We start from the raw sequence: 22586 nt of genomic DNA, 5'->3' as shown, positions 1-22586 counted from the left end.
CCCCTGGGATGTTAGTTTCGCAGTGCTTTGCCTTTGGTCAGCATATGATGCATGCGCTGCTGCGTCTTTGGTTCCCCGCACAGACTGAGGAACGCCTCGCGCTCCAGATCGAGCATATATTGCTCAGTGACAAGGGATCCAGCTGGAACATCGCCGCCTGCCAGCACATGCGCTAATTTTTTCGCGATCAGCAGATCATGATCACTGATATATCCGCCTCGCTTCATATCAATCGCGCCGAGCTGCAGTACGGCTTTACCTTCAGAGCCGACTACACGGATTTTTTCTTCCGGAATCGGCTTATAATCGGTATTTGCCAACCCGAGCACCGATTGTTTGGCTTCATAAATGGCGAAGTCCTGATTCGAAACAACACGGTCGGATGGACGGAGATATCCGAGCTTCTTGGCATCATAACCGCTGCTGGACACCGTAGCCGTTCCAACGGTTTGGAATACATGATTGATGAAGGGCTGCAGATCAACGCCATCCAAGCTCACCTGCTGGCTTGAACGGAGTGCAAATTCCTTACAACCTCCACCTGCAGGAATCAGACCTACGCCAACCTCCACAAGGCCGTAGTAGGTTTCTGCGGAAGCCACCACATGGTCGGCAGGCATGCACGCTTCAACACCTCCACCAAGGCACATCCGATGTGGAGCTGCCACAACTGGCTTTTCAAATCGTTTGACCTTATACATCGTGTTCTGGAATAAATGAATGATATCGTTGATTTCATCCCACTCTTCATCCTGGGCTTCCATCAATAAGAGCATGATGTTGGCGCCTACGCAGAAATTCCGTCCCTGGTTGGCAATGACCATGCCTTTGTAGTTCCTTCTGACTTCATCCAGGCTCTGCGTGATCATGCTCAGGATGTCTTCACCGATCGCGTTATTCGGCGAATGAAACTCCAGGCAAGTCACTCCATCTCCCAGATCAATGAGACTTGCACCGCTGTTGCCTTTGATGATTTTGTTTTGCTCTTTCAGGCTGCGCAGGTTGATGATTTCCGGGGCGAATTCCACCTCTTTATACTTGGAAGAGCCGACATGGATGGAATACAGCTTCCCTTCTTCATTGTTGTAGAAGGATGTATTGCCTGCCGCGATCCAATCCTTCACCCAAGCCGGAACGGTTAATCCTTCAGCTTCCATGCGCTCTACCGAACGTTTCAAACCGATGGCGTCCCATGTCTCGAACGGTCCGAGCTCCCATGAGAAGCCCCATTTCATCGCCTCATCGATCTCTTGGATGGAATCCGAGATTTCACCAACCTTTTCCGCAGAGTAGATCAGCACCTGCTTCAAAATATTCCAGGCCAGATCGGAGTAGCGATCCTTCGCTCCGAGCAATGCCTTCGTTTTCTCCTTGGCTCCTTTCGCCAGCTTGGCGGCTTCCAGCGAAGCCGATTTAGGCTTCTTCTGTGTCACATATTCCATGGTCGTCAGGTCAAGCGCGAGAATCTCGCTGCCGCCTGCGCTTTTTTTCTTCAAATAAAATCCTTGACCCGACTTTTCCCCGAGCCAGCCTTTTTCCACCATACTTTTCATGGCTAGGGGCACGGTAAAGATCCGCTGCTCATGTTCATCCGTGACATTGTGATATACGTTGTCCGCGACATGCACGAACGTATCGAGCCCTACGAGATCCAGCGTGCGGAAGGTGGCACTCTTCGGACGGCCCATCGCCGGACCGGTCACCGCATCCACTTCCTCGACGGTATAGCCGTTCTCCGTCATTTCTTTCAGCGTCACCAGCAAACCATAGGTTCCAATGCGGTTGCCGATGAAGTTCGGCGTGTCCTTGGCAAGTACAACGCCTTTGCCAAGGAGCTTTTCGCAAAAGCCCTTCATGAAGGTAACAAGCTCGGGATCCGTCTGCTGCCCGGGTATGATTTCGAGAAGCTTCATATATCTTGGCGGGTTAAAAAAGTGTGTGCCCATAAAATGTTTCTTGAACTCATCGCCACACGTGGCCACCATCGCATTGATCGATATACCGGAGGTATTGGAGCTGACGATCGTTCCCGGCTTCCACACGCCCTCAATCTGTTGAAGAAGGCCCTTCTTCACGTCCAGATTTTCCACCACGACCTCAATAATCCAGTCCACCTGGGCCAGCTGGGACAGATGGTCTTCCAGGTTGCCTGGCGTGATGCGGTCAGCAAATGAGTTGTCAAAAAGCGGAGCCGGTTTGGTCTTGGCCAGCTTGGCTATGGCATTGGCTGCAAGCCTGTTCCTTACAGCCGGATTCTCAAGGGTCAAACCTTTGGCTGTTTCTTCGTCCGTCAGCTGTTTGGGCACCATATCCAGCAGTAAGCACGGAATTCCGACGTTGGCCAGATGGGCCGCAATGCCGGACCCCATGATTCCGGAACCGATAACGGCCGCTTTGCGAATGGATTTGTTCATTTTGTGCTTGCCTCCATTTCTAGTCCTTTATTGTGAGCGGAATGGTCGCCGAATACGGATATCTCGAGTATTTCAGCGATGTCCTTCGCTTTCACACGGTCTTCGACTTCCTTCATTTTCGTCCCGTCCTCCATCATGGTCAGGCAGTAAGGACAGGCGCTGCTAATGATGCTTGGATTCACTTCAAGAGCCTGCTCGGTGCGTGCCAAGTTCACGCGTTTGCCGGAAGTCTCTTCCATCCACATCATGCCTCCGCCGGCACCGCAGCACATAGCGTTCTCCCGCGAGCGTTTCATTTCGACGAGTTCCACCCCGGGGATGGCTTTCAGGACATTGCGCGGCTGGTCGTACACATTGTTATACCGGCCGAGATAGCAGGAATCGTGGTACGTGATGCGTTCTTTCACTTCATATTGAGGAGTCAGCTTGCCCTCCCGGATGATTTGGTCCAGGAGCTGCGTATGGTGAAGCACCTCTACGCCCTCCAAGCCGAAATCCGGGTACTCGTTTTTGAATGTATTAAAAGTGTGGGGACACGCGGTAACGATTTTTTGGACGCCGTATTTCTCGAAAATTTCGATATTCTCCATGCATAGCTGCTGGAATAGCATTTCATTGCCCATCCGGCGCGGCGTATCGCCCGAATTCTTCTCCTCGTTGCCGAGAATGGCGTAATTGACGCCCGATTCGTTCAGCAGTCTGGCGAATGCTCTGGAGATTTTGCGGCTGCGGAGGTCGTAGGAACCCATCGAGCCGACAAAGAACAAATATTCAAAGGTCGGGTTATCCTTGACCGTCGGCACCTTGATGCCTTCCACTTCACCGCTCCAATTGGCGCGGTCGTTGCGATTCAAGCCCCACGGATTGCTTTGTCTCTCGATATTTTGCAGGGCGCGCTGGCCTTCAGGCGGAACGCTGCCCTCCATCAGCACGAGATGTCTGCGAAGATCAATGATTTTGTCCACATGCTCATTGCCGACCGGGCACTGGTCTTCGCAATTGCGGCAGGTCGTGCAGGACCAGATTTCTTCCTCGGTCATGATGTCGCCGATCAGATTCAGTTCCTGCGGATCTTTCTCCTGGTGCGTCCAGGTGGACTTTTGCCAGGCGAGGGTCGGCTTAATGTCCGTGATTCCGTCAGCGTTCCAGTCAGGTTCATTGCTAGAGGAAGATAATGCATGGGCGCCGCTAGTCGGGAAAGCGAATTCAGGCACGAACGGCGATTTGCCGGTGACTGCGGTTCCTTTTTCCGTTAAATGGTCCCGAAGCTTGACGATCAGGTGCATGGGAGACAGCACTTTGCCGGTACTCGATGCCGGGCATACGTTGGTGCAGCGGCCGCATTCTACGCAAGCGTAAAAGTCGATCATCTGCTTTTGCGTAAAGTCTTCGATCTTGCCGACGCCGAAGGACTCCGCTTCTTCATCCTCCAAATCTAGTTTGCTAAGTTTGCCGACGGGCTCGGAGCGGCCCAGGTAAATATTGACCGGAGCGGAAATCAGGTGAAAATGCTTGGATTGAGGTACATAGACAAGGAATGAGAGCAGAATGAGCAAATGCGCCCACCAGAATACGTAGAAAAGAACTTGTGCAACCGTAGCGGGCATGCCGCCGAACAAAGCAGCTATTATAGAAGAGATTGGCGCGTACCCCGTTGTTTCCTGGCCCTGCCACACTCTTTCGAAGCCCAGGGACAACACAACGGACAGCATGAGGAAAAAGATAAAGAAGATCACGAGGCTCGGCTTCCAGCCTTTTTTCAGTCTTGCGAGCTTCTCGCCGTACCGGCGGTATGCTGCATAGCCGATAGCAACCAGAATGAGGAAAACGGTAATTTCCTGCAGCAGTCCGAATACCTCATAAGCAGGAAGCGGCAAATGGCTTCCGTTCGTCAGCCCTTTAATGATGAGGTCCAAAGCGCCGAACTGCAGAATGATAAAACCATAAAAAACGACAAAGTGCATCATGCCGCTTTTCAAATCTTTAAACAGCTTTTTCTGCCCGAATACCTGTGAAAGAAATTCACCCCACTTCCCTTCGCGCTGCTTTCGGAAATCTGTCGGCTTGCCTAGCTTAACGTAGAGGATCCGATGGTACACGGCTTTGTAAAAGAGGTAAATTCCGTAACCTGCTACAGCAATGAACAAGAGTAAGTTAACCAATTGCCACACCATTTGCGATCCGTCCTTTCGTGAATTCAAAGGATTTTTGTAGCTTTTCCGCAATAGAAAGCGATTACATATGGATCTTAAAATCAAGATTCTGCAAAAATCGACCCTTCGCTGACCTTCACAAAATCCTCATCACAAATCTTGTCTGAATCATTGACAATTGACATCGTTTACCATAAGATTAAGAAAAATGAATGAGCATTCATTCAGTTAATTGAATTCTATCACTGGGGTGGCCTGATGACAAGTAGAAAATTGGAAAAATATGAGTTAATTTTGGATGCTGCGTTAAAAGTCATTGCGGAGAACGGATTTCACGGTTCCCAAATTTCCAAGATCGCCAAGGAGGCTGGTGTCGCAGACGGTACGATATATCTATATTTTAAAAACAAGGAAGATATCCTTATTTCCTTGTTTCAGGAACGGCTGGGAAATCTGGTCGCGATGTTCCACAGCAGCGTCAAGGAAACCAGTACGGCCGATGAAGCGCTGCGTAAGGTATGCGAGATCCATTTTACCGAGCTGGAAAATAACGTGAATCTCGCTTACGTCACGCAGATTGAACTCAGACAGAGCCAATTGGAGCTCCGCAAGGCCATCGGTCTTGTGGTGAAGCCTTATATTCAGCTGATTGAGCATATTGTGGAAAGAGGGATTTCGGAAGGCTCCTTCCGGAAAGACCTTGATGTCAAATTGACGCGTCACCTGATTTTCGGCGCCATGGATGAGGTAGTTACCTCTTGGCTGATCTCGGACCGGAAGTATTCGCTCTCCGCCCAGGTCGACAAGACGGTTGAATTCTTCCTGAAAGGCTTGAAATAATCCAATTCCATTATTGAGAGGAGCTTGGCACATGAATATCTTTGTACTTCTGAAGCAAACCTTCGATACTGAGGAAAGAATCGTCATTAAGGATGGAGAAATCTCCGATGACGGCGTGAAATATGTGATGAATCCTTATGATGAGTATGCTGTAGAGGAAGCGCTGCTTCAAAGAGACCAGCACGGCGGCATGATTACCGTAGTCGGCGTGGGACCTGACCGGACGGCTGAAGCGCTGCGGACTGCCCTGGCCATGGGGGCGGACGAAGCGGTACTGATCAGCAATGATGGTCTTGCTACGGATGAGTACACGGTATCCCGCCTGCTTGCGGCTTATTTCGGTCAACAGTCATATGATTTGATTATTGGCGGCAACTTCTCAGTGGACAGCGGCGGCGGTCAAGTCGCGGTAAGACTTTCACAGCTGCTCGATATTCCGCATACATCCTCCATCACGAAGATGACGATCAACGGGCAGCAGGTTACCGTAGAACGCGACGCCGAAGGCGACACGGAAACGCTGGAGCTCTCCCTCCCTGCCGTGTTTACGGCGCAGCAAGGCCTGAATGAACCTCGTTATCCATCCCTGCCGGGCATCATGAAGGCCAAGAAAAAGCCTTTCCATCGGATAGCGGTTGCCGATCTTGGCGTGAGCGATAGCGAAGCGGCAGCAAAAACGAAGCGTATCGCCCTCTCCCTTCCGCCGCAGCGTCAGTCCGGACGGATTCTGCAAGGGGATTACGCCCAGCAGGCTGCGGAGCTGGTTCACTTGCTGCGTACGGAAGCCAAATTGATCTAAGCCGGAATACGGCAGTACGGCAGCATGATGAACCGGCATTCAAACGTCTTACAATTCATGGGTCTTCATATACAAGGAGGAATCTGAAAATGGGTAAAACGTATGTGGTGGTAGCGGAGGTTCGGGGTGGTAGCCTGCGTCAAGTTGCTTTGGAAGCGCTTCAGGCAGTTTCAATCGCCAAACACGATGGGGACAGCACGGCTGCCGTACTGATCGGTTCTCAAATTACGCCGCTGGCCTCTGAACTGGCAAACTACGTGGAGGGTCAAGTCTATTCGATCGATCACCCCGATCTCGAAATTTATAATCCTGAAGCCTATTTGAATGTAATGAAAACCGTTTTTGAACGCGTGACCCCGGATGTGGTCGTGCTCGGCCATACCGCGCTTGGACGCGATCTGGGTCCGGCCATTGCCGCCCATCTGGATGCCGGCCAGATTTCAGACGTGACCGCGATTGAGAAAAGCGGTGATGACGTCATCTACACCAGACCGTTGTACGCGGGCAAAGCCTTTGAGCAAAAACAGTTTACGGGTGGTACGCAGGTCGTCACCATACGCCCGAACAATATCGATCCGGCAGCAGCTTCCTCCTCTCCGGCCGAAATCGTCGAACTGGAATATGCGCCTGCCGGCTCCCTTCGTTCGATCGTCAAAGACATCGTTCGCAAAACCTCTGGCAAGGTCGATCTGACGGAAGCCAAAATTGTCGTGTCCGGCGGCCGTGGCGTCAAAAGCGCGGACGGCTTCAAACCGCTGGAAGAGCTTGCCGATGTCCTGCACGGCGCTGTCGGCGCTTCCCGCGCGGCCTGCGATGCAGGCTACTGCGATTATTCGATGCAGATCGGCCAAACCGGTAAAGTGGTGACGCCCGAAATCTATATCGCCTGCGGCATCAGCGGTGCGATTCAGCATTTGGCCGGCATGAGCCAATCCAGGGTTATCATCGCGATCAACAAGGATCCGGAAGCACCAATCTTCAAGGTTGCGGACTACGGCATCGTTGGGGACCTGTTCGAAGTCGTGCCTTTGCTCACCCAGGAATTCCGCAAGGTGCTGGTATAAGAACACAACAAAAGGAACGCTCTGTCAGAGCGTTCCTTTTGTTGTTTCACGCAAGCGATGAATCACTTCAGATGCCGATAAATCAGCTCAACCTTATGACTCTCTCTCGAAATCACACTGGCAGAGCAACAATTCAAGAAACCGTTACGTCAATCATTCAAATGAAGTCTTCCTGCCTCCTCAAACCTTCACCCGCAAGCGCCTCCCAAGAATGTTATGCCTCTTGATAAGCAAGCACAAATTTTTCGATCACCTTCGCTACCCCATCATTCATATTGGTGTCCGTCACGTAATCGGCGGCATCCTTAATCTCATCGCGGGCATTGCCCATGGCTACGCCTAATCCGGCAAAGCGGATCATCGCCAAATCATTGAAGCTGTCGCCCATGGCGATCACTTCCTCCTGAAGTATCCCCAAATGACGAATGAGCTGGTGCAGGCTCGTCCCTTTGTCCACGCCAGCCTCCGTGAATTCCAGGAAAAACGGCTTCGAGCGCATGACGCTCAGTTCACCGGCCAGTTCCTCCTGAAGCTTCTTCTCTGCCTCCACCACTTTTTCCGGCGCATCCACCATGAGCACTTTGACGACCGGCTCCTGCACGGCCTGCACGAAGCTGTCGACCTCGCGGATGCTCATGCCCGTCAGTCCCGATTCGATATCTGTGTATTCATTGCGATCTTCGGTTACGATATGATCTCCCAAGTAAGTCAACATGGACAGCTTTTCCCGCTGGCTGATCTCGAACAGCTGTTGCACCGTGTCCACGGACAACGTGCTGCTGAATATTTCCTCACCTGTACGGCAGTTAATGATTTTGGCACCATTGAACGAAAGAATGAAGCTTCCGAATTTCTCCAGCTCCAGCTCCTTCGCGATTTCCTTCATTCCGAATGTAGGGCGGCCCGATGCCAATACGACCTTGACGCCTTCCTTCTGCGCGGTCATAAGAGCTTCCTTCGTGCGCGGCGAAATGCTCTGGTCATCGCGAAGCAGCGTATCATCCAAATCGAGAACGATCATTTTATATTTCATATACGTAACACCCTTTTCTATATGTCTAATGCAAATCTTGATTCTATAAAACTACTATATCACATTGGTGCAATAAGAAATGATACCCTGCCCCCGGGTCCATCTTGACGATTACGAAACGATCGGTTGACGACCGTTTTGCAAGGGAATTCCACGAACTTCGATCCATCGTTCACACGATAAAATCCAAACATTTTGTGAAAATATTTGCAAATGGATCAAAAAAGTTATTTATTTAGGGTTGCGGAATTTTCGAAAGTTGCTTACAATTCAACTATGCAACAATCGTTGTTGCGTAAAAAACTAAAACCCAACACAAGAGATCGCAAAACGGATATAATAATTGGCTGTTCGCATCATCTTCGTGTTCAATCATTGGAGGAAAATACAGCATGAACGTATTAGTCGTAAAAGCAAACAACCGCCCTGCATCGGAGGCCATTTCGAGCAAAATGTACGAAACATTCATGGAGGCCGTTAAAGGCGCCGAAAACCTGAATGTTACTACGTACGATGTATTTGCAGAAGATACGCCTTACTTTGGACAAGACCTGTTCAACGCATTCGGCAAACTGCAAAGCGGCGCAGAATTGACTGACGTGGAAAGCCGCATCTTGGCTGCCAAACAAAAAGCCATGGATGCTCTGACTGCAGCCGACGTTGTGGTATTCGCATTCCCTCTCTGGAACCTGACCATTCCGGCTAAACTGCAAACTTTCATCGATTATGTATACGCAGCCGGTTTTGCGTTCAAATATGATGCGGAAGGCAACATGATTCAATTGATGAAAGACAAAAAAGCGATCTTCCTGAACGCTCGCGGTGGATTCTACTCCGCTCCAGAAGCAGCTCCAATGGAGATGGCTGTCAATTATATGCGCAACGTCTTTGGCGGTGTATTCGGTATGGAAATCATCGGCGAAGTGATTATCGAAGGACATAATGCTCAGCGCGATAAAGCCGACCAATTCATTCAAGAAGGCCTTCGTCAAGTGTCTGAAATTGCCAACAAATTGGTACTTCAACAAGCATAATAACGAAGATCGCAGGCAACTAAACCAACACCAAACACCCTTAGGATCTGAACCCCTGTTCGGAACCCGAGGGTGTTTTTTTGGAGCATCACTGCATGGAAGAATGGGCCTTGGGTATTCACTTCTTCCGGAGCCGGTGTTATAATAGGCCCTGCGCCATACGCGCCAACAGAAGAAAGTCCGGATGCGGCCCATGCCGCCACCGGGAGAGGTTCGCGAACTCCCTCTATAAAAAACTAAGACTGCCCTTTATGGTCTTGTTTCCGACTGGGCTTGTTTTTTTACGGAAAGTTCATGAACCCTCTCTCTTCGAAGGTAGAAGCGGATATCGAATTCGCTTGTACAACACAATTTGAAGATGGAGAGGTTTTTTTATGCTTAAAAACGAAAAAGCGGTTGTCGTGTTCAGCGGCGGCCAAGACAGCACTACCTGCCTGTTCTGGGCAAAACAGCAATTCGGCGAAGTTGAGACGGTAACTTTTGACTACGGTCAGCGGCACCGGCTCGAAATCGAGTGTGCGCAATCGATCGCGAAGGAACTCGGCGTGAAGAACACCATTCTGGACATGAGCCTTCTCAATCAGCTTGCACCCAATGCTTTGACCCGCAGCGATATCGAGATTACGCAGGAGGAAGGCGAGCTTCCCAGCACGTTTGTTGAAGGACGCAATCATTTATTCCTTAGCTTTGCTGCCGTTTTGGCCAAAGTTTCCGGAGCAAGGCATCTGGTCACGGGTGTTTGCGAGACCGATTTCAGCGGTTATCCCGACTGCCGGGATTCCTTCGTGAAATCGCTGAATGTGACATTAAATCTGGCCATGGATTATAATTTCGTGATCCATACCCCGCTGATGTGGCTGGATAAAGCGGAAACCTGGGCGATGGCGCATGATTTGGGTGCGTTCGAATTTGTCCGTGAGCGTACGCTTACCTGCTATAACGGCATCATCGGCGACGGCTGCGGCGAATGTCCTTCCTGCCAGCTGCGGCGGCATGGACTGGAAATGTTCCTGCAAGGCCAGTCCCAGGAGATCGGACGATGAACGGGACGCCGGGAGCTTTCCGCATCGTAGACCGCTTGCAGCAGTTTGGCGAGGATATCACCGCCGCAGATCTAAAATATAAGCATTACCGCGTCATGGTCAGCAAGGAGTTCACGTTTGATGCCGCCCATCACCTGCACGCCTATGAAGGTAAATGCAAAAATCTCCATGGACATACGTACAAAGCCGTCTTCGGCATCAGCGCATATCCGAATGAGATCGGCATTGCGGCGGACTTCGGACTTGTGAAAGATATTTGGAAGCGAGACATTGAACCCTTCCTGGACCATCGTTACCTGAACGAGACGCTTCCACTCATGAACACAACGGCGGAGAACATGGTCATCTGGCTCTATGAGCAAATGGAAACAGCTCTCTCTTCAGAGCCTTATGCGAGTCAGATTGATCAAGGCCGCACGGAATTCGTGCGTCTGTATGAAACGCCAACCAGCTATGCTGAGTTTCGCCGGGAGTGGGTGGAATTATGAACGTGGTATCCAAGGATTCGTTAAATGCAACTCCCTTGATCCCGGTACTGGAAATTTTCGGACCCACGGTTCAAGGCGAAGGCATGGTCATCGGCCAAAAAACGATGTTCGTTCGTACCGCTGGCTGCGATTATCGCTGTTCCTGGTGCGATTCTGCCTTTACTTGGGACGGCAGCGGCGTAAAGGACATCCGGAAAATGAATGCTGATGACATATGGCGTGAGCTGAAAAGGATCGGTGGAGACCGGTTTTCACATGTTACGCTTTCCGGCGGAAACCCGCTTCTCCTCCCTCAGCTCTCTTCACTTGTCGCTCTGTTAAAAGCTTCAGGCATTCGTATGGCTGTGGAAACGCAAGGTTCGCGCTGGCAGGAATGGATTATGGATATTGAAGAAGTAACCGTGTCTCCAAAGCCGCCTAGCTCCGGTATGACAACCGATTGGAATCGACTCGACGACATGGTAGGCAGACTTGGTAATCGCCCTGAACCTTATGTATACAGCTTGAAAGTAGTCGTTTTCGATGACCGTGATCTGGATTATGCCAAATCCGTCCACAGCCGTTATCCCGAAGCACCGATGTACCTGCAAGTAGGTAATCCGGATGTGACGCGGATGGACAAGAACAACCATGCAGCCGAACTGCTTATGCAATATGAGGCACTGATCGAGAAGGTTGTCGAGTCAGATACATTGAACCAAGTGCGGGTCCTTCCGCAGCTGCACACGTTAGTGTGGGGAAACAAACGCGGCGTCTAAGACGCCAACCACCGAAGGAGGCTATATCCGAAATGACCAGACAACCCGATGAAATGAAGGATTTAACGCTTCTCGGCAACCAGGGAACTAAATATGTGTTTCAATACGCACCCGAAGTGCTCGAGAGCTTTGACAATAAGCATGCTTACCGGGACTATTTTGTAAAATTGAACTTCCCGGAATTTACGAGCCTTTGTCCAATTACGGGACAACCGGATTTCGCCACACTGTATATCAGCTACATCCCGGATGTGAAGATGGTCGAAAGCAAGTCGCTCAAACTCTATCTCTTCAGCTTCCGCAACCATGGCGATTTCCACGAGGACTGCATGAACATCATCATGAATGACCTTATTAAGCTTATGGAGCCGCGTTACATCGAGGTATGGGGCAAATTCACGCCACGCGGCGGAATCTCCATCGATCCATACTGCAATTACGGAAAGCCCGGTACCAAATTCGAGCAGATGGCCGAGCAACGCCTGATGAATCATGACTTGTATCCCGAGAAAATTGATAACCGTTAATATATTACTTATAACCAAAAAGCCGCTGAATCAGCGGCTTTTTGATTGTTCTTACGATCGGCGGTTTGCGAAGACAATTAATCTGCATACCAGTACGTAAAAACTATAATCGAACGCGGCATATATCCCCTTTTTTATGATCCCGAAATGGTGATTTACCCAAGCGGATATCCGCAGAGATACATATTTTGAACATAGACAATCGCTTAGGGAGGAGAATACCGCTTGAATAAATCAAGGAACAGAACCCGGAAGCCAATGATTAAAGCAGCAACTCCCCCGATTCCCAAGCCAAGACAAAGCAAAAAAGTGATTCCGAAAAAACGGCTGCATGTTCAGTCTCCGCTTCCGGATCCAGTTGACTCCCCGTATGTTCCCGATCAATCCGAGTTAGAAACGAATACAGTCGTATCCTTGAACGAGAATACGGAAGAAACCGAAACATCACGAATGCAGTCCCATGCCGAGGAATCCGGTTTGTATGACGTTTTCCGATTTCCGGTGATTGACTGGGAATCTAGTTGGCAAAGACCTCAGCAGTTCTCGCAGCAGTTTGCCCTCCATGGTCACCGTGTTTTTTATATGACAACGGGAGTCGCCGTGCTTCAGAAGGAGCATGCCACGTATGAAGAGGTATCCCGTCATGTCAAAATCAAACGGATCGAGCCTAACGTTTGGCTCATTACGCTCTGCGCAAACCGGCGTCTGGATTTGTACAGGGATCAAATGAGCGCAGCTGATATCCAATATTTGAAGTGGTCGACTGACTACGTCATGGACCGGTTTCACATTGAACATTTGGTATCCATCGTTGACCTGCCTTTCTGGACTCCTCTCGTAACTGCCATGGAGAACCACAAGCTCCTGTATGACTGCATGGATGAACTTCCTGACTTTTCTACCAATGACAAGTCAATACTCAAGCAGGAAGAACGTTTAGCCCGCGAGGCTGATCTCGTCTTGGCCTCATCTCAACTCTTATACGGACGGATGAACTTCCTCCATTCTTCCGTGCTTTTGCTTCGCAATGGCACCGATAACGAGGCCGTCGGATTAGCCTCCCTTGCAAGAACAACAGAGGATTTTGAGCAAGCGATTGAAAGATCCCTTCAAGATGATGATCCGGAGCAGATCGATGCGAGAAAACAATGTGCTGCGCAACATACATGGGAAATGAGGTACCAAGAGCTGCATCAGGTCATATTCGAGAAGTTGTTTCCCAAAGTGAGCATCGTCCTGCTCACCTATAATAACTGGCCATATACTCGGCAGTGTTTGCTCAGCCTGCAAAAGCCTCACCGTTACCCCAACCTGGAGATTATTATCATTGATAACGGTTCTACGGATGAAACGTTGCATCATTTGTCCGAACTCGATCCAGACCTTTTCAGGATTATCTATTCATCCTCGAATCTCGGGTTTGCTGCAGGTACTTCTCTGGGTTGCCGCAAGGCTACCGGCGAATATATCATTCTGCTGAATAATGACACGATCCCACCGGATGGAAGTTGGATTCGGCGATTAATCCGGCCCTTGGAACAAAATCAGGAGATCGGCATGACCGGACCGATGTCCAATCACGTCGGCAATGATCAGACGGTCGACCATTTTGCCGGCAATCCCATTGAAGGAGCCAATCCTCACTGGCTTCAGGATTTTTACGACTTGAACAAAGGATCCTATCGCTATACAGATGTATTGGGCTTTTTCTGTGTAGCAATGAAACGGAGCGTTTTCGAAAAGGTTGGAGGATTGGACAGTAATTACGGCATAGGCATGTTCGAGGATGATGACTACTGCGAGCAGGTCAAGCGAGCCGGGTTCAAACTGGCAGTGATTGAGGATGCCTTTGTATACCATCACGGCAGCTCTACCATTAAGAAGTTTACTTCTGATGAGCATGATACGTTATGGAAGAGCAGCAAAGCCTACTATGAACGGAAATGGAACAAACCATGGCAGATGCCCAAACGTCCTGATAACCTTTTTATCGGAGCAGACACTCCTGAAGAAATCGCTGCCCGCTTGAATAAGAATGATCATCCTTGCACACTTGTACTGGGAGGAGTGGATTGGTCCAGGCAGAATACGCGCTGGCAGCAAATAGTTAAGCAGTTAGCGGCTGATCAAGAGCGGATCATCATCGTGTACCTGAATAAATATCATCATCATGATATGATTGGTATCCGCAAAGCAGGTCCGCATCTGTACCTTACCAACAGATTAGATCTGTTTGCCCACGTTCCTTTCGAAAGTACGTTATATTGCGGTGAAACCAATGTTTTAGACGGTGTTCAGTCTCAGCGGAATGTCATTGACGCATGTTCCTATCATGCGCATCAACTGAGTGAATTAAGATCGAAATTGACGGCTCCTGCAGTATTTGAGGAACTTCAAGTTGCTTTTCTCGTTCGCCAGATTATGGAGACAACTCTCCTGTAGACCTCAAAAGGTATTCACCCGATCATATTTCTATACTTTATAGTGCAGCATCACAATATCCCCCCGCTGCTCAACGTCCCGTAGTTCGAATGTGCTTGGCAGCGTACCTTCCGGGAAGAGAGGTATTCCACGCCCTAGCACCTTCGGAATCACGGCAATGATTGCTTCATCCAGCAGCCCCTCCTTCATGAAGGCTTGGACCATCTGACCTCCACCGACAAGCCATACTGCATCTTCCGATTGGGCTTTCAAGCGCGGAACGAGCTCAGTCAGTGCTTCGTCCGTAAAAGTCGCATGCGATGTATTTCCGAATCTGGACGGATGTCGAGTTGTGACATAACAAGGTATATCTGCATAGGGAAAATCCTTAGAAAGTTTCAGCACGATATCATATGTCAGCCTGCCCATGATCACCGTCCCAACCGTGCCGTAAAAATCCGCATAACCATTGTCTCCTCCATCTCCTTTGACGTCATTGAGCCATTCCACCGAATCATCCGGTAGCGCAATATACCCATCAAGACTCATGGCGATATACAGCACGACTTTGCTGGTTTGTTCACTTTTCATCGTTAACCACTCCTTTCAGTTTCTATGGTACAATATATTTATGACATTCTCTGTCGTAGTTATCGGTGCCAGGAAAAAATTCTGATCACACAAGGAGTCCAAAAATGAACGAACGCAGAATAGCTCTCATGCGAATGTTGGATTCACGTAAAAAATACACGGCAAGAGAACTTGCCGAGCGTTTTGATGTGTCTGTCAGGACCATACAGAGAGATCTGGATTACCTACAGCAAATAGGATTGCCCCTATACACCGAAACCGGGCCGCATGGCGGTTACAGGGCACTGCCCAATCGGCTGCTCCCTCCCCTTCATCTTGCCCGTGACGAAGCTATGGGACTCTTCTTAATGCTAAAGTTCCTGGAGAATATTCCCGACATCCCCTTCGGTTCGGTTCGCGAGCATGTATCCGAGCAGTATTATGCTGAACTTCCCCCGGACGTCCAGGACAACATCGATCAATTGAAAAACTATGTATCTTTTAACATGCAGCCCGCATTCGCTGAAGCACCTTTTACCTCTCTTATTTTGGAAGCATCATTGCATACACGGCGTGTCAAAATGACGTACCGTTCCGCCTCCGGTAATACATGTTCTGAAGTCCATCCGATCGGACTTTACTTTGATCACGGCAACTGGTATATGCCAGCGCATAGCAGAGACAGGATCATTTTATACCGCGCGGATCGAATCATCGAAATGACGATGCTTGGAGAAACCATGTCCAATCTACCCACGCTTGTGGAATGGCTGGCCGCAGAGGATCCCCGTAAGGGAGTACCCGCGAAAATAAAATTCACGGAATTCGGCGTCCGTCTGGCTGAATCAGATCCTTTATTCCGAAATATTTCTCAGCTGGTATGGCAAGGGAGTGTGCCACCCGAGGAATTCGCATATGTAGCCAGACTCTTATTGAAATATGGGCCCGAAGCTGAAGTCATTTATCCGCTGGAACTGCGAGATCGGGTCAAGCAGCTTCTCCAAGACAGCCTGAATCCGTATCTAAGCGAAACAATCGCCAACATTGAAACAGAAGAGATTTGATCCTAAGGACCAAATCTCTTCTTCTTTTAGTTAATGTCATTAATTATAAATAGTATTAATTCAACGTCTTCAAGATTTGTTCCAGCTGCTGAACTCCTTTAATCTCAAGGCTCTTTGCCTGTTCCAAGAGCGTAATTGCCTGCGATGCGTATTCCTTTCCGTTGGGTTCACCACCAGTCGGATATGGGAATAACGCGTGCAGCTTACGAAATACTTCTGCAGTTTGCCTATAGGTTTCTGCGGCTTCTACCAGCAATTCAACCATATTGGCATGCGGATCTTCTGTAAGATTCCACGACGATGCGACTTCGCTTAAGAACTGGGCTGCATATTTCTTGCTGTCTCCGAAAACAGCGATATTGTACGCATTACCGTTAGGTTCGACCTTTTTGTTGCGGAAAGCCTCACACCACGCATCGTAAGCCGAAATCCCTTTGACTGCCCCAGCCGGTACATGTGCTTGGAGTTCATTGCCTTTGTAATGTTCGATAATCATATGAAAAGCTTCGCGCAGCTGATCTTTGAACGTGATATGTAAAGATGCATCTACTGCGAGAACAAAAATCTCTTCCAAAACCCCTCTGCCCAGATTATGATAATCGAGTGTATCCTTGCGGCCACATTCATTGATAAAAAGCACGCGCCGTTCATCATCATATCCATACACCATTCCAAACTCCGGAATGCAAAGATCCCAAGCCATTACCGGATATCCCCGATCCAAGGCATGATGAATAACGTCCAATGCTTCCGGAAGTGCATGGTGGATATCCCTTTTTTGTATGGCTTTAATGCTCTTTGCAGAGTCCTCCAATAAGTTTGCATTTACTCCAATCACTGGCGTCATCCCGTCCACAACCCGTGCGGTCAATCCCAAATTGCGAAGACCTCTCGGGAAGACATCTGCAAAATCATACGCAGTCGGTCCGGCAATATGCACATTCTCCGGAAGTATGTTCATCCGAAAAGCTAATCCGGTAAGGCCCATCACCATGGCCGGAGACACATTTTTCCCCGCAGCCTTCGCTAATGCATGCAGTACATTTCCTGCCGTCGACCAGGACTCCCCTTTTTCCTGTATAGGATCCTCCGATAAAATAACTTTGCTCATGATTCCCCAATCCCTTCTTGTCCGAATGTAGGAGTCAACGGTTACGCGGATTCGTTCCTGAATCACTTTTTTGCGGGAGCGGGACAGGATTTGATAGACATTTGCGGAAGACAGACTGAATTCCTTGGCGATTTCTTGGGGCGACAGTTGATTGAAGAAATGGGATTCGAAAATCTGCCGTTCCCGCGGTTTCAGACAGGAGATAATGTCGAGCAGCATGCGTTGTGTTTCCAAGCGCATCAGTCTCTCTTCCGGAATTTCATCTTGCAAAGATTTCTTCTCCATGGAAAGGCTGACACGTTCGAGGACGTAATCCAGCTGGTCCCACATCTCCGGGTGATCATGATTATGCGAAGCGGGAGCCCCCAACGTGGTAAAGCTCGTTTCCTGCCTCTGTCCTTCCCTTCTGAATCGGGACATCGCCTGATTGCGCACAATCCTGTGCATCCAAGGCAAGAAACGCTCGACATCCACGAGCTTGCCCAGATGCAGAAAGGCTCGGATCAGTGCATCCTGAACGATATCCTCCGCAGCGTGGACTTCCTGCACCATACTGCGGGCATAACCGAACACTTTGGAGCGATGCCGGCGAACAAGCTCGCCGAAGGCCTCCTGACTTCCGGTCTGTGCCTTCACAACCAATTCAGAGTCATCCATCGCTTCCCAGTCCACCATGCTTTCCTGCAAGTGACTCAAATCGATCCCCCTCTCATAACGTTGACTTACTACATAGACTTCGAAAAGATTTCTTTTCTGACAAAATTGAAGGATTTTTTTCGAAATATTTTGATGTATGGATCATTCCTTGATTACAATAGAATTATCATCTTAATTTCATCTAAATGGAGGTGAGAACGAATGATCCGATACTCGAGAGCTTCATTCTACATCGGATCGGCAGCAGCCGTGCTTTCTATTTTTCTATGGTGTATGCTGCATTTCTTCAACCCATATACGGACCGTTTTGAATCTGCAGCGGCGATCCGTACTTTTTTCCTCCTGTTTCTTCCTGCTTGCGCGGCCTTGGTCTCCGTATTGATGTCACGAAAATGGTTGATGCTTGCCGCGTTCATATGGTCACTTCCTGCAAGCTTATATCTGGCGTTGACACCTGGCGTTTTCGCGCTTTTCGGTGCAACATCCATTGCCTACATTATCTCTTATCTGTTTATGCGGGCCAAGAAATAAAACGGAGCTTCATTAATGGTATTAAAAAGGCCCGGACATGTTTGTCCGGACCTTTCTTGTGCGTTAGTCTGTGATAAGATTCAGTATTTTCGCGGCTGTTTCTTCCCCGTTGGCGATACAATCTGGAATACCGACTCCATAATAGGAGCATCCGGCTAACAGCACATTCGGAAAATGCTCTTCCATCTTTCTCTCGAGCGTCTTAACAATCTGGTGGTGCGTGATGTGGTAATTCGGCATCACTTCGTGCCATTTGGTTACATCATAGGATATCGGCTGACTCGTAATGCCCAAGCTCGCTTGAATATCTCCCATGCCCACTTGCAGCAATTCCTCTTCCGAGAGCTTCACCAGCTCTTCATAATGCGGATTGATGCTCTTGTAAAAGAGTCTGACCAGTAGCCTGCCGTTCGTGGATGTATGCTCCCATTTCCGACTGGTCCATGTGCAAGCATTGCATTTTACATCTTCGCTATTTGACGTAATAAATCCCGTACCGTCTGCCGGTAGCTCGCGATCAGGAACGTCAAAAGCCATATATACGCTGATAAGCGAGCTGTTCTTAAACTGGTCAAATTCCGCATCCAAATCAGCATTTCCAAGAAGTTTCTGGGCGGATGCGGATAACGTGCTGATGACAACCATGTCTGCATCCAGCGTTCTTCCGTCCATGAGAGTGACTTCATATCTGTCGTTGTCCAAGCGTTTCAGGAACTCAGCCGCAACGCCATGGATAATGTCGGAATCCGCCAGATTCCTCTCCAGCCCCTCAATCAGCTCGGAGACGCCGTCCTGAAATGACAAAAATTTCTTGCCTCCGCCGCTTTGAAATTTAGCTTTGTTTTCGGACATCCCTTTGATAATGCTGCCATATTCGTTCTTGTAATCAATAAGATAAGGAAGCGTGGAAGCAATCGTCAGATCGCTCAGCTTGCCCGAGTAAACCCCGGATAACACAGGCCCAATCTGCTTTTCGACGAATTCTTTTCCAAGAAAAGCTTCAAGAAAATCGCCGACAGAATCGTCTTTGGTAAAATGTTCATTAGGAGTATACAGGTCTTTGAGCGCTTCGACCTTGCCCTCTGCCGATACCAGCTCTGTCGTTGCCAGTGATTCAACACTCGTGGGAATGCCGAATACTGCATCCTTTGGAATTTGCTTCAGCTTTCCGTCCGAATAAATATACGATACACCCGTCGCATTATAAACCACGTTATCCTTCAGCCCTAATTCCTCGATCAGTTCGAGCGCATTCGTCTTGCGCGTCACGATCGAATCCGCCCCAGTCTCCATGGTGAATTCCCCGTCATGCACCGTTCTGATTTTACCGCCCAGCCGTTCGCTGGCCTCGACAACCGTGATATGTATCTCTTTACCGCTTTCGCGTGCATTTTTTTGCAAATAATAAGCAGTCGACAAGCCTGTAACGCCGCCGCCGATCACAACAACCTTTTTCAATTTCTGTGCACCTGCTTCCCGTCGTAATGTTCAATGGTTTTATTATATCACAGGAAAATTACCGCTTTGAAATGCCCATATGTGACGTTAATCTGACAAAAAAAGAAGAAACGGATATACCCGCCATTAGGCAGCATACCGTTTCCGTTTCATATCCCCAAAGGATGCGATGTACGCGGTTGAACCTCATCTTATTCCGAATCCGTGAGAGTCCGCGTTTTCTTTTTGTTTTTCCCTGGCTTATCGCCCTTATCGTTCTTTTTCTTATCCTTTTCTTCTTCATCTTCCCTTTGGCTGCTTTTTACAACGCCGTAAGCGATATATCCCATGAGTCCCATGAACAGGCCTGTACCCACGACGATATAGATCATCGTAAAGATTTTGCCGAACGTGGTTTGAGGTACGAAATTCGGATGACCCACGGTGCTGAGCGTAGAAATGCAAAAATACAGTGCGTCAACAACCGACAACCCTTCCTCACGGGTATAAAATAAGGTGCCTGACAGAAGCACGAATACAATCGATACAAACAACACCTGAAAGTTCTTATGCTTGAATGCATGAAAAAGACCGCTTAGAAGACGTTTTAAGGTCAGCAGAAATGAAATCATGGCAGCATGTTCACACTCTTTCTATGTAAAATTCATTTCAGCATTAGGGAAATGGCGCATTATAAGATTATGCAATTCCCGGCACTTTTTCCGGAGATGATCAGAATCTCATGAACTCAGCTCTCCGGATGATTAAACGGAAACGTAAGCTTTTGCTTCAAAATCATCGTCCCCGTCTTCTGGTCAGTCAGTTCAATCCATGCCTCATTCCCATCCCCAAGAGATCGCACGGGAACTTGCGTCCAGAGAACAAGCCGGTTATTTTCCGTGAAAAAGGTCGTTTCTTGTTCAACATGCCCAACTTTCAGATTGCTAGTCATGTCACCGAAAACAACTCCCTGACTGTCCGCTCCGATGAAGGCAATGCCTACTTGAGGATGCCGCGGGAGATCCAGATCCAAGATCACATTAATCGCATGATCGTCTATCCCATACGTAATGGATCCCAGATCATTTTTCAAAGTGCTCGCATCGGCAGTTCTAATGGTGTCAACCTCATTCAAGATTTTATACGCACTCGTTTCAGCTGAATTATCGGTTTGGTCTTGCACAGGCGCAGCCATGCTATAGCCGAGTATAAATACCGCGATGACCGAAGCACCCCAAAACACAGACGTGCCCTTCCGCTTCATCATGGATATACCTCCTGACGTTAGGTGATCGTTAAACCAAATTTATCCATTCAAAGGACGAGATACAAACCAATCAACGTAATCAATAACGTAGGAATCGTCAAAATGATACCTGTCCTGAAATACGTTCCCCATGTTACCTTGACCCCTTTGGAGGAAAGCACATGCAGCCACAGCAGCGTCGCAAGCGATCCGATCGGCGTAATTTTCGGTCCAAGATCCGAACCGATCACATTGGCATATATCAATGCTTCCTTGACCGCTCCGGTGACATGTGCCGCATCAATAGCCAGCGCATCGATCATCACGGTCGGCAAGTTGTTCATGATGGAAGACAAAAACGCGGCGATAAAGCCCATGGAAATCGTTGCTGCAAAGACGCCATGCTGCGCTGCACCCCGGATCACATGCGCAAGCATATCGGTTAACCCAACGTTACGAAGGCCGTACACGACGACATACATTCCAATGGAAAAGAACACGATGGCCCATGGCGCACCCCTCAGTACTTCCTTAACGGGAATCGCGCTGCTCCGACTAGACATGAACAGGAACAAGATAGCGATCACGCCAGCAACAATGGATACCGGAATATTCAGAAATTCGCTGACAAAGTACCCGATCAGCAGCAGAGCAAGCACGATCCATGACAGCCTGAACAGCTTCGGGTCCTTGATGGCTTCTGACGGTTTCTTGAGCTGCATCGTATCAAACCGTTTGGGAATGCTACGCCGGAAATAGAGATATAATACCGTGATACTGGCTAGTAATGCGAAAAGATCCGGTAGAATCATTTTTCCCGCGTATTGCATAAAGCTGATCCCGAAAAAATCGGCAGAGACGATGTTCACCAGATTGCTGACGACCAGCGGCAGCGAGGTGGTGTCTGCGATGAAGCCGCTGGCGATGATGAAAGGAAACACCTTCTTCTCATCGAGATTCAGCGCTCGGACCATCGCCAGAACGATAGGCGTCAGAATCAGTGCAGCCCCGTCATTAGCGAAAAATGCGGAAACAACTGCACCAAGCACCGATACATATACAAACATCCGAATGCCATTGCCTCGTGCAGCAGCCGCCATATGCAGCGCGGCCCATTCAAAAAATCCGATCCGATCCAAAATAAGAGAGATGAGGATAATGGCCACGAACGCCAATGTCGCATTCCAAACGATACCGGTCACATCCAACACATCATGAATGTTTACGACTCCGGCGATCAGAGCAAGCACTGCTCCCCCGCATGCGGACCAGCCAATCGACAGCCGCTTCGGCTGCCAAATGACAAAAGTTAATGTTACGATAAAAATAAGAACGGCAAGAATGACTGATAACAAAAGACAACCTCCAATTTCTGTCCCCCATGATTGTATATAAC

The 22586-nt window shown here is 49.0% G+C and carries 19 protein-coding genes, 1 pseudogene and 1 riboswitch; of the genes and pseudogenes, 11 read left to right on the top strand and 9 right to left on the bottom strand.

Going from position 1 to position 22586, the window contains the following annotated elements:
- Positions 1 to 11 precede the first annotated feature (11 nt).
- Entirely contained in the window at positions 12 to 2414 is a 2403-nt protein-coding gene (locus GRF59_RS02320; RefSeq protein ID WP_160496052.1) for a 3-hydroxyacyl-CoA dehydrogenase/enoyl-CoA hydratase family protein, read from the bottom strand.
- Positions 2411 to 4588 carry a heterodisulfide reductase-related iron-sulfur binding cluster gene (locus tag GRF59_RS02315; protein WP_202128579.1) on the bottom strand — a complete coding sequence of 726 codons (2178 nt, stop codon included), beginning with the start codon at positions 4586 to 4588 and terminating at the stop codon, positions 2411 to 2413. Before GRF59_RS02315 ends, GRF59_RS02320 begins: the two co-directional genes overlap by 4 nt.
- A 237-nt stretch (positions 4589 to 4825) precedes the next feature.
- On the opposite strand from GRF59_RS02315, the gene GRF59_RS02310 reads away from it, so the two are divergent.
- The 3 genes from GRF59_RS02310 (at position 4826) to GRF59_RS02300 (ending at position 7270) form a co-directional block, all read left to right on the top strand.
- Positions 4826 to 5407, top strand: coding sequence for a TetR/AcrR family transcriptional regulator (locus GRF59_RS02310; RefSeq protein WP_160496051.1), 582 nt, complete (start codon positions 4826 to 4828; stop codon positions 5405 to 5407).
- A 31-nt stretch (positions 5408 to 5438) separates the two neighbouring features.
- A complete protein-coding gene (locus tag GRF59_RS02305) occupies positions 5439 to 6206 on the top strand; it encodes an electron transfer flavoprotein subunit beta/FixA family protein (protein WP_160496050.1) in 768 nt (255 codons plus the stop codon).
- A gap of 89 nt (positions 6207 to 6295) precedes the next feature.
- Positions 6296 to 7270, top strand: coding sequence for an electron transfer flavoprotein subunit alpha/FixB family protein (locus tag GRF59_RS02300; RefSeq protein WP_160496049.1), 975 nt, complete (start codon positions 6296 to 6298; stop codon positions 7268 to 7270).
- A gap of 214 nt (positions 7271 to 7484) precedes the next feature.
- Here GRF59_RS02300 and GRF59_RS02295 read toward each other — a convergent pair whose 3' ends face one another.
- Complete coding sequence (locus tag GRF59_RS02295; RefSeq protein ID WP_160496048.1) at positions 7485 to 8303, bottom strand: Cof-type HAD-IIB family hydrolase; 819 nt, start codon at positions 8301 to 8303, stop codon at positions 7485 to 7487.
- A 392-nt stretch (positions 8304 to 8695) separates the two neighbouring features.
- Between GRF59_RS02295 and GRF59_RS02290 the strand changes: the two genes are divergently transcribed.
- The 6 genes from GRF59_RS02290 (at position 8696) to GRF59_RS02265 (ending at position 14595) form a co-directional block, all read left to right on the top strand.
- Positions 8696 to 9337 carry an FMN-dependent NADH-azoreductase gene (locus tag GRF59_RS02290; protein ID WP_160496047.1) on the top strand — a complete coding sequence of 214 codons (642 nt, stop codon included), beginning with the start codon at positions 8696 to 8698 and terminating at the stop codon, positions 9335 to 9337.
- Positions 9338 to 9539: 202 nt separating this feature from the next.
- Positions 9540 to 9583: riboswitch (PreQ1 riboswitch) on the top strand.
- A gap of 128 nt (positions 9584 to 9711) precedes the next feature.
- Positions 9712 to 10380, top strand: a complete 669-nt coding sequence (queC, locus tag GRF59_RS02285; RefSeq protein ID WP_160496046.1) for a 7-cyano-7-deazaguanine synthase QueC — start codon at positions 9712 to 9714, stop codon at positions 10378 to 10380.
- Positions 10377 to 10868, top strand: a complete 492-nt coding sequence (queD, locus tag GRF59_RS02280) for a 6-carboxytetrahydropterin synthase QueD (protein ID WP_160496045.1) — start codon at positions 10377 to 10379, stop codon at positions 10866 to 10868. Before queC ends, queD begins: the two co-directional genes overlap by 4 nt.
- Positions 10865 to 11626 carry a 7-carboxy-7-deazaguanine synthase QueE gene (gene queE / locus GRF59_RS02275; RefSeq protein WP_160496044.1) on the top strand — a complete coding sequence of 254 codons (762 nt, stop codon included), beginning with the start codon at positions 10865 to 10867 and terminating at the stop codon, positions 11624 to 11626. Before queD ends, queE begins: the two co-directional genes overlap by 4 nt.
- 32 nt (positions 11627 to 11658) lie before the next feature.
- Entirely contained in the window at positions 11659 to 12153 is a 495-nt protein-coding gene (gene queF, locus GRF59_RS02270; protein WP_160496043.1) for a preQ(1) synthase, read from the top strand.
- 258 nt (positions 12154 to 12411) lie between these two features.
- The gene (locus GRF59_RS02265; protein ID WP_160498082.1) at positions 12412 to 14595 is read left to right on the top strand and encodes a glycosyltransferase; all 2184 of its coding nucleotides are present in this window, start codon (positions 12412 to 12414) and stop codon (positions 14593 to 14595) included.
- Between the two features lie 30 nt (positions 14596 to 14625).
- Here the strand turns inward: GRF59_RS02265 and GRF59_RS02260 are convergent, their stop codons facing one another.
- Positions 14626 to 15165, bottom strand: coding sequence for a dihydrofolate reductase family protein (locus GRF59_RS02260; protein ID WP_160496042.1), 540 nt, complete (start codon positions 15163 to 15165; stop codon positions 14626 to 14628).
- 104 nt (positions 15166 to 15269) lie between these two features.
- Here GRF59_RS02260 and GRF59_RS02255 point away from each other — a divergent pair, with 104 nt between their 5' ends.
- On the top strand, positions 15270 to 16208 hold the full coding sequence (locus GRF59_RS02255) for a helix-turn-helix transcriptional regulator (RefSeq protein ID WP_160496041.1): 939 nt from the start codon (positions 15270 to 15272) through the stop codon (positions 16206 to 16208).
- A 55-nt stretch (positions 16209 to 16263) separates the two neighbouring features.
- Here the strand turns inward: GRF59_RS02255 and GRF59_RS02250 are convergent, their stop codons facing one another.
- On the bottom strand, positions 16264 to 18015 hold the full coding sequence (locus GRF59_RS02250; protein ID WP_237391595.1) for an RNA polymerase sigma factor: 1752 nt from the start codon (positions 18013 to 18015) through the stop codon (positions 16264 to 16266).
- Positions 18016 to 18177: 162 nt separating this feature from the next.
- Between GRF59_RS02250 and GRF59_RS02245 the strand changes: the two genes are divergently transcribed.
- Positions 18178 to 18507 (top strand): hypothetical protein, encoded by a 330-nt coding sequence (locus GRF59_RS02245; RefSeq protein ID WP_160496040.1) that lies wholly within the window; start codon positions 18178 to 18180, stop codon positions 18505 to 18507.
- Positions 18508 to 18570: 63 nt separating this feature from the next.
- Here GRF59_RS02245 and GRF59_RS02240 read toward each other — a convergent pair whose 3' ends face one another.
- The 4 genes and pseudogenes from GRF59_RS02240 to GRF59_RS02225 all read right to left on the bottom strand — a co-directional run bounded on the left by GRF59_RS02240 (position 18571) and on the right by GRF59_RS02225 (position 22545).
- A complete protein-coding gene (locus tag GRF59_RS02240; protein ID WP_160496039.1) occupies positions 18571 to 19965 on the bottom strand; it encodes a protoporphyrinogen oxidase in 1395 nt (464 codons plus the stop codon).
- Between the two features lie 275 nt (positions 19966 to 20240).
- Positions 20241 to 20576: pseudogene (locus tag GRF59_RS02235) on the bottom strand (potassium channel family protein); the annotation flags it as partial.
- A gap of 116 nt (positions 20577 to 20692) precedes the next feature.
- Complete coding sequence (locus tag GRF59_RS02230) at positions 20693 to 21211, bottom strand: hypothetical protein (RefSeq protein WP_160496037.1); 519 nt, start codon at positions 21209 to 21211, stop codon at positions 20693 to 20695.
- Between the two features lie 47 nt (positions 21212 to 21258).
- Complete coding sequence (locus tag GRF59_RS02225) at positions 21259 to 22545, bottom strand: arsenic transporter (protein WP_160496036.1); 1287 nt, start codon at positions 22543 to 22545, stop codon at positions 21259 to 21261.
- Positions 22546 to 22586 lie beyond the last annotated feature (41 nt).

The organism is Paenibacillus dendrobii, from assembly GCF_009807035.1.
Classification (GTDB): Bacteria; Bacillota; Bacilli; order Paenibacillales; family Paenibacillaceae; genus Paenibacillus_AQ; species Paenibacillus_AQ dendrobii.
Note: the sequence above shows the minus strand (reverse complement) of the source record. Positions and strands in the feature narration are given on the sequence as shown.

Excerpts from the sequence above, each read along its gene's own strand:
- GRF59_RS02320 (WP_160496052.1), bottom strand. The coding sequence starts at position 2,414 with ATGAACAAATCCATTCGCAAAGCGGCCGTTATCGGTTCCGGAATCATG.
- GRF59_RS02315 (WP_202128579.1), bottom strand. The coding sequence starts at position 4,588 with ATGGTGTGGCAATTGGTTAACTTACTCTTGTTCATTGCTGTAGCAGGT.
- GRF59_RS02310 (WP_160496051.1), top strand. The coding sequence starts at position 4,826 with ATGACAAGTAGAAAATTGGAAAAATATGAGTTAATTTTGGATGCTGCG.
- GRF59_RS02305 (WP_160496050.1), top strand. The coding sequence starts at position 5,439 with ATGAATATCTTTGTACTTCTGAAGCAAACCTTCGATACTGAGGAAAGA.
- GRF59_RS02300 (WP_160496049.1), top strand. The coding sequence starts at position 6,296 with ATGGGTAAAACGTATGTGGTGGTAGCGGAGGTTCGGGGTGGTAGCCTG.
- GRF59_RS02295 (WP_160496048.1), bottom strand. The coding sequence starts at position 8,303 with ATGAAATATAAAATGATCGTTCTCGATTTGGATGATACGCTGCTTCGC.
- GRF59_RS02290 (WP_160496047.1), top strand. The coding sequence starts at position 8,696 with ATGAACGTATTAGTCGTAAAAGCAAACAACCGCCCTGCATCGGAGGCC.
- queC (WP_160496046.1), top strand. The coding sequence starts at position 9,712 with ATGCTTAAAAACGAAAAAGCGGTTGTCGTGTTCAGCGGCGGCCAAGAC.
- queD (WP_160496045.1), top strand. The coding sequence starts at position 10,377 with ATGAACGGGACGCCGGGAGCTTTCCGCATCGTAGACCGCTTGCAGCAG.
- queE (WP_160496044.1), top strand. The coding sequence starts at position 10,865 with ATGAACGTGGTATCCAAGGATTCGTTAAATGCAACTCCCTTGATCCCG.
- queF (WP_160496043.1), top strand. The coding sequence starts at position 11,659 with ATGACCAGACAACCCGATGAAATGAAGGATTTAACGCTTCTCGGCAAC.
- GRF59_RS02265 (WP_160498082.1), top strand. The coding sequence starts at position 12,412 with ATGATTAAAGCAGCAACTCCCCCGATTCCCAAGCCAAGACAAAGCAAA.
- GRF59_RS02260 (WP_160496042.1), bottom strand. The coding sequence starts at position 15,165 with ATGAAAAGTGAACAAACCAGCAAAGTCGTGCTGTATATCGCCATGAGT.
- GRF59_RS02255 (WP_160496041.1), top strand. The coding sequence starts at position 15,270 with ATGAACGAACGCAGAATAGCTCTCATGCGAATGTTGGATTCACGTAAA.
- GRF59_RS02245 (WP_160496040.1), top strand. The coding sequence starts at position 18,178 with ATGATCCGATACTCGAGAGCTTCATTCTACATCGGATCGGCAGCAGCC.
- GRF59_RS02230 (WP_160496037.1), bottom strand. The coding sequence starts at position 21,211 with ATGATGAAGCGGAAGGGCACGTCTGTGTTTTGGGGTGCTTCGGTCATC.